Source organism: Flavobacterium okayamense (assembly GCF_019702945.1).
Taxonomy (GTDB): Bacteria; Bacteroidota; Bacteroidia; order Flavobacteriales; family Flavobacteriaceae; genus Flavobacterium; species Flavobacterium okayamense.
This window is the reverse complement of sequence record NZ_AP024749.1, coordinates 1,735,327-1,747,563: the sequence shown is the minus strand read 5'-3', so window position 1 is coordinate 1,747,563 and position 12,237 is coordinate 1,735,327. Positions and strand designations below refer to the sequence as shown.

12 protein-coding genes are annotated in these 12,237 nt (G+C 28.0%); 5 read left to right on the top strand and 7 right to left on the bottom strand.

The features are described from left to right. The first annotated feature begins 17 nt into the window (after nucleotides 1-17). The 3 genes from KK2020170_RS08110 to KK2020170_RS08100 are packed head-to-tail and all read left to right on the top strand — an operon-like array spanning nucleotide 18 to nucleotide 2,696. Nucleotides 18-701, top strand: coding sequence for a cell division ATP-binding protein FtsE (locus KK2020170_RS08110; RefSeq protein ID WP_221257835.1), 684 nt, complete (start codon nucleotides 18-20; stop codon nucleotides 699-701). Beyond that, nucleotides 702-1,589, top strand: coding sequence for a glycosyltransferase family 2 protein (locus KK2020170_RS08105; protein WP_221257834.1), 888 nt, complete (start codon nucleotides 702-704; stop codon nucleotides 1,587-1,589). 6 nt (nucleotides 1,590-1,595) lie between these two features. Beyond that, nucleotides 1,596-2,696: a glycosyltransferase family 4 protein gene (locus tag KK2020170_RS08100; RefSeq protein ID WP_221257833.1), complete on the top strand. Its 1,101-nt coding sequence runs from the start codon at nucleotides 1,596-1,598 to the stop codon at nucleotides 2,694-2,696. Nucleotide 2,697: 1 nt separating this feature from the next. On the opposite strand, the gene KK2020170_RS08095 is transcribed toward KK2020170_RS08100, so the two are convergent. Beyond that, nucleotides 2,698-3,828 (bottom strand): glycosyltransferase, encoded by a 1,131-nt coding sequence (locus KK2020170_RS08095; RefSeq protein WP_221257832.1) that lies wholly within the window; start codon nucleotides 3,826-3,828, stop codon nucleotides 2,698-2,700. On the opposite strand from KK2020170_RS08095, the gene KK2020170_RS08090 reads away from it, so the two are divergent. Further along, on the top strand, nucleotides 3,813-4,688 hold the full coding sequence (locus KK2020170_RS08090) for a glycosyltransferase family 2 protein (RefSeq protein WP_221257831.1): 876 nt from the start codon (nucleotides 3,813-3,815) through the stop codon (nucleotides 4,686-4,688). The genes KK2020170_RS08095 and KK2020170_RS08090 overlap by 16 nt on opposite strands. On the opposite strand, the gene KK2020170_RS08085 is transcribed toward KK2020170_RS08090, so the two are convergent. The 5 genes from KK2020170_RS08085 to KK2020170_RS08065 are packed head-to-tail and all read right to left on the bottom strand — an operon-like array spanning nucleotide 4,675 to nucleotide 9,612. Further along, the gene (locus tag KK2020170_RS08085) at nucleotides 4,675-5,070 is read right to left on the bottom strand and encodes a sugar 3,4-ketoisomerase (RefSeq protein WP_221257830.1); all 396 of its coding nucleotides are present in this window, start codon (nucleotides 5,068-5,070) and stop codon (nucleotides 4,675-4,677) included. The genes KK2020170_RS08090 and KK2020170_RS08085 overlap by 14 nt on opposite strands. Before the next feature lie 36 nt (nucleotides 5,071-5,106). Further along, nucleotides 5,107-6,546, bottom strand: a complete 1,440-nt coding sequence (locus tag KK2020170_RS08080; RefSeq protein ID WP_221257829.1) for an oligosaccharide flippase family protein — start codon at nucleotides 6,544-6,546, stop codon at nucleotides 5,107-5,109. Further along, nucleotides 6,543-7,547, bottom strand: coding sequence for a glycosyltransferase family 2 protein (locus tag KK2020170_RS08075; protein WP_221257828.1), 1,005 nt, complete (start codon nucleotides 7,545-7,547; stop codon nucleotides 6,543-6,545). The genes KK2020170_RS08080 and KK2020170_RS08075 overlap by 4 nt, the downstream gene beginning before the upstream one ends. Further along, entirely contained in the window at nucleotides 7,535-8,635 is a 1,101-nt protein-coding gene (locus KK2020170_RS08070; RefSeq protein ID WP_221257827.1) for a DegT/DnrJ/EryC1/StrS family aminotransferase, read from the bottom strand. The genes KK2020170_RS08075 and KK2020170_RS08070 overlap by 13 nt, the downstream gene beginning before the upstream one ends. Beyond that, nucleotides 8,632-9,612 carry a GNAT family N-acetyltransferase gene (locus KK2020170_RS08065; protein WP_221257826.1) on the bottom strand — a complete coding sequence of 327 codons (981 nt, stop codon included), beginning with the start codon at nucleotides 9,610-9,612 and terminating at the stop codon, nucleotides 8,632-8,634. Before KK2020170_RS08065 ends, KK2020170_RS08070 begins: the two co-directional genes overlap by 4 nt. A 106-nt stretch (nucleotides 9,613-9,718) precedes the next feature. Between KK2020170_RS08065 and KK2020170_RS08060 the strand changes: the two genes are divergently transcribed. Then, nucleotides 9,719-11,494 (top strand): T9SS type B sorting domain-containing protein, encoded by a 1,776-nt coding sequence (locus KK2020170_RS08060; protein ID WP_255567297.1) that lies wholly within the window; start codon nucleotides 9,719-9,721, stop codon nucleotides 11,492-11,494. Here KK2020170_RS08060 and KK2020170_RS08055 read toward each other — a convergent pair whose 3' ends face one another. Continuing rightward, on the bottom strand, nucleotides 11,495-12,232 hold the full coding sequence (locus KK2020170_RS08055) for an RDD family protein (RefSeq protein WP_221257825.1): 738 nt from the start codon (nucleotides 12,230-12,232) through the stop codon (nucleotides 11,495-11,497). It lies immediately after the preceding gene. Between the last annotated feature and the right edge of the window lie 5 nt (nucleotides 12,233-12,237).

Sequence of the window (12,237 nt, the reverse complement as noted above, 5' to 3'; positions counted from 1 at the left end):
AAATCTGTTTATAAAATATGTCGTCTACAATTTTATCTTTACAATCAGCAAATATTTATCAAGAGAAAAACCCTGTGTTAACAAACGTTTCAATTGATGTAAACAGAGGTGAGTTCATTTATTTAATTGGTAAAACTGGTGCTGGAAAAAGTAGTTTCCTTAAAACATTGTATGCTGATTTACCTTTAACGGAAGGCAATGGAACCATTGTAGATTATGATTTACGACAATTAAAAGAAAAAGATATCCCATATTTAAGAAGAAAATTAGGCGTTGTTTTTCAAGATTTTAAACTACTACCTGATAGAAATGTAAAGGAAAATCTTTTATTTGTTTTAAAAGCTACTGGCTGGACCGCTAAAGAAGAAATGAATGTGAAAATTGATGAAGTTTTAGATAAAGTTGGAATGATAAATTACCAAACTAAAATGCCACATCAATTATCAGGTGGAGAGCAACAACGAATTGCCATTGCACGCGCTTTATTAAATGATCCAGAATTAATTTTAGCTGATGAACCAACAGGCAACTTGGATCCACAAACAAGTGTTGAAGTTATGGAAGTTTTACGCAAGATTAATGCTAACGGAAAAACAATTGTAATGGCAACACACGATTATGCTTTATTATTAAAATACCCTTCAAAAACTTTAAAATTTGATGAAGGTAAAGTGTTTGAAGTTGTACAAAGAACAGTGTAAATGCTTTCTATTTTAATAACAATTTACAATTACAACCTTTTTCCTCTTGTTGAAGAATTATATAGTCAATGTATTTCTTGTAATATTGATTTTGAAATTTTAACACAAGACGATGCCTCAAATTCAACGCTTAACATTGAAAATGAAAAGATAAATTCATTGCCTCATTGCAGTTTTTTTGTTTTAAAAGAAAACGTTGGTTATCGTGAAAACAAGAATATTCTAGTACAAAAATCCAAGTACGATTTATTATTAATTTTAGATGGGGATTGCAAAATTGATAATCCAAATTTTATTAAAAACTATTTAAATAGTTTTGAAAATTTTGATGGTGTTTATGGCGGAAGAATTCATCCTGAAAAACCATTTTCACCAAAACAAACTTTGCGTTGGAAATATGGAAAATTTATGGAAGACCAAAGTATTGAACAACGTAATAAATCTCCATATCGAAGTTTTCTATTCAATAATACACTTATTCGTAAAGAAATTTTTAATCAAGTTAAATTTGATAATTCATTTAAAAAATATGGGCATGATGATACTTTATTTTCATTTGAATTAAAAAAGATAAATGCAAGATTAAAGCATATTGAAAATCCTGTAATTCATGACGATATTGATAGTAATATTGTTTTTTACAATAAAACCAAACACTCTTTAGAAAATCTGTTTTTCTTATACACAACGAACAAAATTGATACTAATCATAGTAAAATGATAACTTTGTTTGAAAAATTAAAGCTTTATTATTTGGTTAAACCAATTTCATTAATCTACAGCGTTTTAAATCCTATTATTGAGAAAAACTTAACGGGTAACAATCCTAAATTGTTTTGGTTTAATGTATTTCGATTAGGATATTTCTGTAAATTGGCATCAAAATAAAATAGAATGAAAGTTTTACTCATCAATAATTTTAGCCAAAATCTACTTGTAGGTGGTGTTGAAAATTATTTAGTAGAACTTTTAAAATACAATCACTCAATTTATTCAGAAATAGAATTTTATTGGTACGGGAGAGCATCAAAAAAAACAAACTGGATTCAGAAATTTTACAACTACTCTACTACTTCTGAGATTAAGAGAATAATTGACACCTTCAAACCTGATCTTATTCATTGTTTTGGAATTGGCGCGCCAATTACTCCACACTTTATGAAGTATGCAAAACATAAAAATATTCCAATTCTATTTTCTTTTCGAGATTATTATTATCAGTTTAACAAAAATAATACTCATGTTATCGAACTAGATCCTAAAAAGAATTTTATTTATAATATTCTTATTTCTGCAAAAAGAAAATACCATAAAGAATTAATTAATAAACATACAAGTTATTTTTTAACGCCATCAAATCAACTAACAGAAGCTGTAAAACAAAACTTTAAACTTAAAGGAGAAACGCTACACAATCCCGTTTTAGTTACAAATAAAACATCTGTAAATAATGAAGAATTTATACTTTATGTTGGGAGAATAGAAAAAGGTAAAGGAGTTTTAACGTTGGTTGAATCTTTTGCTGAAGTTTTAAATGAATTTCCAAATGAAAAACTAGTACTTGTTGGTGAAGGAACTATGCAAAAAAACATAGAAGATTTCATTAAAAAGAATTCGTTAGAAAATAACATTTCTTTAGTTGGTAAGAAATTAAAAAGTGAATTAGAGTATTATTATTCAAAGTCAAAATTTGTTATACTTCCAAGTGAAATTTTAGAAGGTTATGGAAACGTTGTTTTAGAAGCACATGCATACGGTAAAGCTGTAATAATTTCTGATTTCGTAGGTGTTAAAGACGAAGTTCTAAAATACAATTCAGGATTAGTATTTTCACATGAAAATGTTTCTGAGTTAACTAATCAAATAAAAAAATTACTTATTGAGGATATCCTAAAACATGAATTTGCTGAAAATGGCAAAAAATTTATAGCTGATAGAACAATGGAATCACATTTTAAAGATTTAGTGAAAATTTACAAAAGATTACTTTTTTAATTTATTTCAAGAGATTTAACCAATCATTTTTAATATTTTCCATGGCAAACTTAGAAATGCTTTTAACTGAATTGGCCTTGCAATGATTGTATAAGTCTTTTTCATTTTCAAAACAATTCATTGCTTTAATTAACTCATCAAAATCTTGATTTTTAACTAACAAACCATTATCTTCATGCGTAATAATTTCATTAGGCCCTGTTTGTAGATCGAAACTTATTACCGGTGTTCTACAAGCTAAAGATTCTACTAAAACCAAGCCAAAACCTTCGTATTTACTTGATAAAACAAAAAACTTAGCCTGTTTCATGTATTTGTAAGGATTTTTTGAAAAGCCTTCAAAAATTACTTTATCCTCTAGATTTAGTTGTTTTACTTTTTCTTTACATTTAGAAAGCTGAGAACCATCGCCTACAATAACTAATTTTATATTTCTATCAACTAAAATGGAATTTGAATAGGCTTCAATTAACAAATCAAATTGCTTTACTTCTTCTACTCTTCCTACCGCTAAAATATATTCAAAGTCTAATTCTATTGGCTCATTAGCTTTTTCAGATATAAAATTAATATCGATAGGATTGTATAATGTACAAGTATTTTTAAGATTGTATTTTTCAACAACTAAATCTTCATTTCCTTTAGCTCCACAAACAATTTTATAACTTGTACCATATAGCCAATTGACTAAAGTTACATTTTTAGGTAAATAGGTTTGTAATCTAGAACTATGTACATTATAAATTGTTTTAATTTTGGGATAAATAAACTTTGTAATTAAAACCTCTGTTAATGGGTTTATTCGATACCTTAAATCAATAATATAATCCCATTTATGATTATTAAGTAAATTGAATAATTGAAAATACTTTTTAAACTTATTATTAGAAAGAATTACTATGTTCTTGTTTTGAACTTCTTTCCGTTCATCTAACAATATTAACTTAACTTGAAAATAAGAAACCGATTGTAAAATCTTAAATACATTTTGAATAACATTTGCTAAACCACCAGGTTCTAAATTGTAAGCCACAATGGCAATCTTACGTGGTTTATTTTGCGAATTCACTTGGATATATTTACATTCGTAACAAATATAAAACTTTGTAGCAATAAATGCATCATCAACCATTAGTTACCATTGTATGTTTATGTTATAATCATGAGGAATTTGTAATTGAAGCTTTAGATTCAGTTATAAACCAAGATTATAAAAATATTGAATTAATTATCGTTGATGATTTTAGTAGTGATAATTCTGTCGTTTTAATAGAAAAATGGTTGATCAATCATCCTGAAGTTTTATTTATTAAAAATAGCTTTAACTCAGGTAACACAAAAAGTTTTAATCATGCTCTAAAAAAAGCTAATGGAACTTACATTATAGATTTAGCTACCGATGATCGTTTACTCCCCAATTGTATTTCGAGCCAACTCAAAGCTTTTGAAAATTCACAATTTCAAGATTTAGCTGTTGTTTACGCAAACTTTAATTTGATTGATAAAGAAGGAAAAATCACTAATGTTTACTTTCAAGAAAATGAATTTCCACAAAGTGGAAATGTTTATGAAATGGTAATTAGTAGAAGTGTAAAGTTAGGTTCAATTGCAACCATATACAATACTGAAGTTTTAAAGAAAGTTGGTGGTTATGACGAATCTCTTGCCTATGAGGATTTAGATATTTGGGTTAGAATTTCTAGAAATTATAATTTTGAGTACATAAATGAAGTTTTAGCCGAAAAAAGAGAGATACAAACTTCTTTGAGCTCACAATTTTTAAAAAAAAATAATAATCAAACTAAATTTTTACATCAATCTACTTTAAAGATTTTTTATAAAATTTTAGAACTAAACAGTTCAAAAAAAGAAAACAGATTAGTTATAAATAGGATGTACTTTGAGCTTCATAAGTTTATTTCCGCTAGAGAATGGAAATTAAGTTTTACTTTATTTCAGTTGATAATTAAAGCTTACATTAAATCGATTTAAATTCGACAAAATCTTTAAAATCACGAATATAATCCTCTTCATCAAAAACTTCAGAAGCAACTACCAAGCAAACTGCACCTGAAGAAAAGTTTTTTAACTCTCGCCATATTCCACTTTTGATAAGTATTCCTTCAAAAGGTTTATTCAGCGTAATAATTTGCTCATCATTTCCATCATTAAGAACCACTTCAAAGCTTCCTGAAAGTGCCACTAAAAACTGTTGTAATTTTTTATGAGCATGTCCACCACGCTCTGCACCAGCTGGAACATCGTACAAATAATAAACACGTTTTATATCGAATGGAACTATATCGTTTTCAATAACTGATAAATTACCTCTTGGGTCTTCAATTTTAGGAATAGTGATAAGTTCTATATTCATTGTCTTTTTATTTCGGATAAACAAATGTAATAAAAGCTAAACTGTTAACTTATTTTTCATCGTAAAAAATGAATATAGTACAGAAACTATAAAGAGTAAAATGATGTAATAATTAAAGTTTGAAAACTCAGTAAATAAAATTGTTAAAACCGCTAATAAGCCTATTAAGCACGAAACAAATAATACTTGTAAAGTGTTCTTCCTAAATTGGAAATTATAATTCAATTTCGCAGTGTAAAAATTATAAATTCCTGAAATAAAAAACATAGTAACCATTGCAATTCCTAGACCTAAAAATCCAAACTGATAAAACAATAAAATTGAAGCAATTACATTTACTCCATCACCTAAAAGGTTTTGTTTTAGATAAAGTAATTTATTACCTTTAATCAATGGAATGAAGCCAATTGGCCACACAATTGCCTTTAAAACTATTGCAAACAATCCAAATTTTAAGACTTTCAGAACATCTAAAAAGTCTTTAGAATAGAGCAACTCAATTAAAAATGGTGCTATTAAGTATAACATTAAAATAGCAGGTACAACTACTAATAAAGCCATTTCAGTTTGATCGTTTACTAAATCATTCAATCGCTTAGTATCGTTTTCATAATTACATAACCTAGGATAATAATCATTTGCCATAGCTGAAAAAACTAAACCTAAATATCCAACTAATAAAGTATTACTTACTTGATAAATTCCCAAAGTATCAAACGAATATTTTTCTTTTAAAAACCATCGGATTATGTAAAAACATATTTGTCCGAAAATAGCACTTATTGATAAAAGTATACCTAATTTAATCATCGGCATTCCCTCATTTACAACTTCTTTAAACTTTATTTTATCTTTAGAAATTTGAATATTTCTAGTTAAATAAAAGCTAAATAAAAACTGAAAAAACGATGAAAATATAAATACTGGAATTATTCCTTCTTCTTGAAAAAAATAGTAAAGCGTAATTGCTAAAATTGCAGTGATTACAGCTGAAACAATATGAAACTGAACAATTTTAGACACTTGTTTTTTAGCTTGTAAAACTGATAATCGAATTGATGTTATAGCGCTAAAAATAAAATACACACTCAATGCTAAAACCCAATTCAAATGATTTTCGTTCTCAAAAACTTCCTTATTGATATAATTTGAAAAGATTATTGCTACTAAAAATCCTAAAAAACCAGTAATTATTGCCCAATGGTATAAAACTTTTAAAAGTCGTTTTTCTTTTTTAGAATCACCATCTAATACAGCAACTTCCCTAACACTACTTGAAGCAATTCCTAAACTTGTAAAACCTTGAATAAGCGCTAAAATATTTTCAAGCAAACCAATCATTCCTATTCCAGCAGTTCCTAAAAAGATGGCAGCTACTTTATTAGAAATTAACTTAACCACAATCTTTACAAATTGGGAAATACCAAACAGCCCAGTGTTTTTAAATATGATTCTATGAAAACTTTGTTGACTCATTCTGTTTTACAACCTAATTTTTCGTATTGATTTTTAAAATTATTATGCCATTTTTTCCATTCAGAAAATAGATTACCAGTTACATCGGCATTGCTTAATATTTGTTCAATCTCAAATTCATTAATATCTTTTGGTAAACTTGAAAAAACATCAAATTGATTATTAAACCAAGCTTCATTTAAATAATTATTTACTTTAAAAATATCAAGATTTATTCCTTCATATTTTTTATGAGTTAAAGTTGCTGCAGTTGAAAATCCGGTTTGAAAATATTCTTTTGTAGAATGCGCTATTTTATAATTCGAATTAGCCTTTAAATATTCTAAGGCATTTTGAATTTGTAGTCCTTCATCAACTTTACCATTGTTATTTTTCCAAAGCGAAACAAAATATTCCTTTTTAAAGATAGAACCCGCTACTGAATATATATGATAATAGGCTAAATTTCTTTTAGTTGAATAAAAACCTAAAAACTTCATTACATCATTAAATCGAAAACCATAGGTTTTAAAAATCTTTTTGTACCAAAACGTATTCCAAGTAAATAATTTTGGTTTTATTATATTGTAAAAAGTGCTATTCCCAATTATATTTTGACTGGTTAATTTTGGATTTCCCAACCAAAAAAGTTTTAAAAAAACTAAATTATCTTTTATTATTTCTTTTTCTAATTCTTCAAAATTCAAATCTTTAGTAAACCAAAAATCATCTTCGAGTAATAAAAAATAATCGCTTGAATTTTTAGCCGATTCAACCCAAAAATCAATTGGAATTTTTCCGTTATAACTATCAGTTAAATTGGAACTTTTGTCATCGTATAAATCTGATGTAGTAATTTCAACATGAGGGTATTTTTCTTGAATCTTATCTAAATATTGTTTTGGAGTTCCATCATCTAAAACAACAATTCTTGTATATGAATGTTTAGAATGCTTTTGAATGCTAAACAAACATCTATCGAGGTAATATGGACGATTAAAAGATTTAATTATGATGTCCATTCGTTCAAAACTTTAATAATTTTCGAAACCTCATCATCAGTTAAAACTCCATTTAAAGGCAAACTCAATACTTCATTATGAATTTTCTCTGTAATTGGAAATGACAAGCCATTCCAAGAACTCAATGCATTTTGTTTATGAGGTGGAATTGGATAATGAATCATGGTTTCAATTCCATTTTCTTTTAAATAATTTTGTAAATCAGTTCTTTTTTCTGTTCGAATAACAAATAAATGAAATACATGATTATGAGATTGCTTCGTTCCTCGCAATGACAAATTCGGTAAAGTAATTTTATCATTTTTTATTTCAGACAAATAACGATTTGCAATAGCGCTACGTTTTTCATTTTCAGCATCTAAATGCGGTAATTTTATATTTAAAAAAGCTGCTTGAATTTCGTCTAATCTTGAATTTACTCCTATAAAATCATTTTCATATTTTACTTTCGAGCCATAATTACGAAGCATTCTGATAATTTCTGCTAATTTATCATCGTCAGTAACTACTGCTCCGCCATCGCCTAAACAACCTAAATTCTTTCCCGGATAAAAGCTGAAAGCTTTTACATAATTTCCTGTAAATTTTATTCCATGTGCTTGCGCTGCATCTTCAACAACAATTAAATTATACTTTTGAGCAATTTCTGAAATTTTATCCATTTCACTCGATTGACCATATAAATGAACCGGTAAAATGACTTTGGTTTTTGGAGAAATCTTCTCTTCAATTAAATCAGGATTGATGTTGTATGTTTCCAAACTTGGCTCGACCAAAACTGGAACTAAATCGGCTTGTAAAACGGCTAAGATTGAAGCTATGTATGTATTTGCGGGAACTATAACCTCATCTCCTTTTTGAAGTTGGCCTAATTCAACATAGGCTTTAAAAATAAGGACTAAAGCGTCTAAACCGTTCCCAACGCCAATGCAATGTTTTGAACTACAATACTTAGCAAAATTCTCTTCAAATTGGTTTACTTCGTTTCCTAAGATGTACCAACCATTATCTAAAAAAGATTGGAACTTTTCTTTGAATTCAGCTTCAAAAGGTTGGTTTAATTTATGTAAATCGAGAAATTTTATCATAATAATACTGAATTTAATTTCTCATAACTTTTAGTATCAAATCGATAAAAGCTTTGCGTAAGTGTTCTTGCACCAAAGCTTTCTTTCCAAAAAAGTAATCCTTTGTTGATATTCTGACCTTGATTCTCATTTGAAATTCCAAAGTCGAAATATTTTTTACCCTTAAAAACGTTTGTAATCAAATAATGATGTAAAAAATCTAGACTTAAATTAGTTTCAGCATTTGCTTTACCCGAAATATATTGCGAATGAGCTACTGTTTCTGTTTCAAAAATTGTAGTTCCAGCCACAATTTTATTTTCTAAATAGACATTAAACTGACGAATGTTTTTTGGAAATTTTTCTTTCAACAGAGTAATTTCAGTAAGAGAATGAACGGGTTTTGCTTGGTGCTTTTCATTCAAATTCGGAATTAATATTTCATTCCAAAAAGCATCGAAGCTGTTTACTTCTTTAATCTCAAAACCTAAAGCTTTAGCTTTTAAAACTTCTTGCTTCCTTCCATGTGAATATTTAAAATTCGCAGTTAAATCGATAACTGACAATGTATCTTTCCTTGTTAATTCGGCTTTACATAAGAAAGCCAAGTATTCTAATTCATCGGAAAGAAAATTAGAATAAATTAACGGTAAAATCTTTATGTCTAAATTCTGTATTTGATTCTGATTTAAAAACTTTAAAACCTCTTGAAAAAGTAAAATAAAATCAGGCAATTTCGTTTTTTGACTAACCACAAGTCCTCCATAAGTCAAGCCTTGATGTGAAAAAACAGATTCTTCTACTCTATTTGCTGGCAAAAGTGCTTTTATTTTTTCATTTTCATCCAAAACAACTAATGAAAAATCTTGAAATCTATCTTGATGATATTCCATAAACTCACGATGAAATAAAAATGTTGCATTTTTTGCATTAGCAACAAATTCGTTCCATTTGTGGTAATCTTCTTTGTTATAAAGTCTTACAGAATGCTTCTTCAAGTAGTCTATTTTGCTTGTGAAAATACTAATTTTTAACTGACTACTAAAACGAATTATTCAAAATATTATTTTATTTAGTATATTCGAGAAAATTATTCAAGTTTAAATGATAAAAAAAATCTGTCTAATTATTTTTATTACATGTTTCGGTCAAATGACTTTAGGACAAGACATTTCACTTTATACACAAATAAATGGTAGATATGATTTTACATTTGTTGGAAATACATTAAACACAAATGAAAATTCATTTATGTCTACTCCTACAATACTTACAAGCTCTTCGGCAGATTTAAATTTAGCCTCAGATGATATAATAGAACGTGCATATCTTTATTGGGCTGGTTGCGGAACTGGAGATTTTGATGTTGTTTTAAACGGAATACCTATTACAGCTGAAAGAACTTTTTCTATAATTCAAACAAGTAGTGGATGGCCACATTTTAGTGCCTTTGCAGATATTACTAATCAAGTACAAGCAACTGGAAATGGAACTTATACATTAAGTGATTTAGATGTAACAAGTTTTATCAATCAATATTTTCAAAACAGAACTAACTTTGCTGGTTGGGCAATCCTAGTTGTTTATGAAAACAATAGTTTACCTCTAAACCAACTCAACATTTATGATGGTTTACAAGCTGTTCCAAATTCTATTGATATTACTTTGGATAGCTTAAATGTCATTGACGATGTAGGTGCAAAAATAGGATTTATAGCTTGGGAAGGAGATGTTGGAATTGCTAATGGAGAGACTTTACAAATTAACGGGTCAATTTTAAGTAATCCACCATTAAATCCTTCAAACAATGCCTTTAATAGTACCAATAGCGTTACAGGATCTACCACGCTTTATAATATGGATTTAGATATTTATGACATACAAAACAACATAAATATTGGTGATAGCGAAGCTCAAATTTCTCTTGCATCTAATCAAGATTATGTTATGATTAACGCAATAATTACAAAACTAAATAGTCAATTACCAGACGCTACTGTTATTATCGATAACTTCTCGACGAGCTGTGATTCTGGACTGGTTACTTTAGATTATACAATTTATAATGTTAATAGTACTGAAGTTTTGCTAGCCAATACACCAATTGGTTTTTATATCGACGGAGTTTTGATTGGAAGCTCAATGACTATCAATGAAATACCAATTGGCGGAAGCGAATCGGGAACAATTACTTTAACATTACCAACAAATCTCAATGATATATTTACAATAACAGCCTATGTAGATCATACAAATTTTGAAACTGAATTAGTTGAGACTAATAATACATTTGATGTTGAGATAACACAATTAATTTCACCCTCTTTTAATCCATTAGACAATTTACTTACATGTAATTTAGGCTTAACTAGTGGATTATTTGATTTTTCAAATTATGAGTTCTTTGTAACCGATAATCCTGATTTAGATGTAGCATTCTTTGAAAGTTTTGAAAATGCCGAATTAAACACAAATGAATTATTTAATACTTCCAATTATTTAGCAACTACTACACCTAAAGATATTTTCATTAGAATTGAAAACGATTTTGGTTGCTATTCAATTACTTCATTTCAGTTATTAACCGAAAATTGTCCGCCCACAATCTACAATGCTGTCTCGGCCAATGAAGATGGTATGAACGATGAATTTTTCATTGATGGTTTACGTGATATTTTTGTAAACTTTAAACTAGAAGTTTATAATCGTTGGGGTAAACTACTATGGGTTGGCGACAATTCTAAACCATTTTGGAAAGGATATGTCGAAGAAGGAATTGGACATAAAGAAGCTCCTGAAGGAACTTATTTCTATATTTTGTATTTGAATGACCCAGATTATCCAGAAGCTTTAACTGGATATTTATACATAACACGATAATTACATGTTTTGAGTGTAATAATTATAATCTTTGAGTAACGTTTTTATAAAATCCTGATCATTACCCGATATATTTTTAATGCCTGTAACTTGTATTACTTTATCTCTCAACTTTATTAAAGTTCCATAATCTCTGGTTGCAATAGCTGCTTCAAAAGTTTCTTTAATAATCCTAACATCGTTGTCGGAAAGTTTTATCACTAATGGATAAGTTGGCACATAATCGTTATTAACTTCTTGTAAAATTGTATGATTAATATTTACCTTATTTTTTAATGAAATTACCGAAGTTCCAGCTGCCATATCTCCTAAACGTTGATTTTTATTATTGGCAATGATTGCAATTAAGGCAATAATTCCATTTCCTATTGAAATTTCTACAATTCTAAACAACCAACGAATCAAATAATCTCCAAAACTTGCTTGATAGCCATCTAGTTTAATTACTCTAATCTTTATTAATTTTTTTCCAACAGTTTGACCTTCTAAAAGGCTCTCCTGTACAAGCGAATAAAACATTACAGGTAAAGCAATTACGCTCCAAAAACCTATTAATGACCAATCGTCAAGTCCATTTAAAAATCTATCTAAATCAAAAATTTCAAAAAGTAAAATAATTACGAAAATATAAGCTACTTTAACTAAAACATCTAGTAATTGTGCTAAAATTCTATCTCCAACAGATGCCGCTGAAAAATTTATTACAACATTTTGCGTTGTGTTTATTGCTAATTGCATTTGAA

Excerpts from the sequence above, each read along its gene's own strand:
- KK2020170_RS08110 (WP_221257835.1), top strand. The coding sequence starts at position 18 with ATGTCGTCTACAATTTTATCTTTACAATCAGCAAATATTTATCAAGAG.
- KK2020170_RS08105 (WP_221257834.1), top strand. The coding sequence starts at position 702 with ATGCTTTCTATTTTAATAACAATTTACAATTACAACCTTTTTCCTCTT.
- KK2020170_RS08100 (WP_221257833.1), top strand. The coding sequence starts at position 1,596 with ATGAAAGTTTTACTCATCAATAATTTTAGCCAAAATCTACTTGTAGGT.
- KK2020170_RS08090 (WP_221257831.1), top strand. The coding sequence starts at position 3,813 with ATGCATCATCAACCATTAGTTACCATTGTATGTTTATGTTATAATCAT.
- KK2020170_RS08095 (WP_221257832.1), bottom strand. The coding sequence starts at position 3,828 with ATGGTTGATGATGCATTTATTGCTACAAAGTTTTATATTTGTTACGAA.
- KK2020170_RS08085 (WP_221257830.1), bottom strand. The coding sequence starts at position 5,070 with ATGAATATAGAACTTATCACTATTCCTAAAATTGAAGACCCAAGAGGT.
- KK2020170_RS08080 (WP_221257829.1), bottom strand. The coding sequence starts at position 6,546 with ATGAGTCAACAAAGTTTTCATAGAATCATATTTAAAAACACTGGGCTG.
- KK2020170_RS08075 (WP_221257828.1), bottom strand. The coding sequence starts at position 7,547 with ATGGACATCATAATTAAATCTTTTAATCGTCCATATTACCTCGATAGA.
- KK2020170_RS08070 (WP_221257827.1), bottom strand. The coding sequence starts at position 8,635 with ATGATAAAATTTCTCGATTTACATAAATTAAACCAACCTTTTGAAGCT.
- KK2020170_RS08060 (WP_255567297.1), top strand. The coding sequence starts at position 9,719 with ATGATAAAAAAAATCTGTCTAATTATTTTTATTACATGTTTCGGTCAA.
- KK2020170_RS08055 (WP_221257825.1), bottom strand. The coding sequence starts at position 12,232 with ATGCAATTAGCAATAAACACAACGCAAAATGTTGTAATAAATTTTTCA.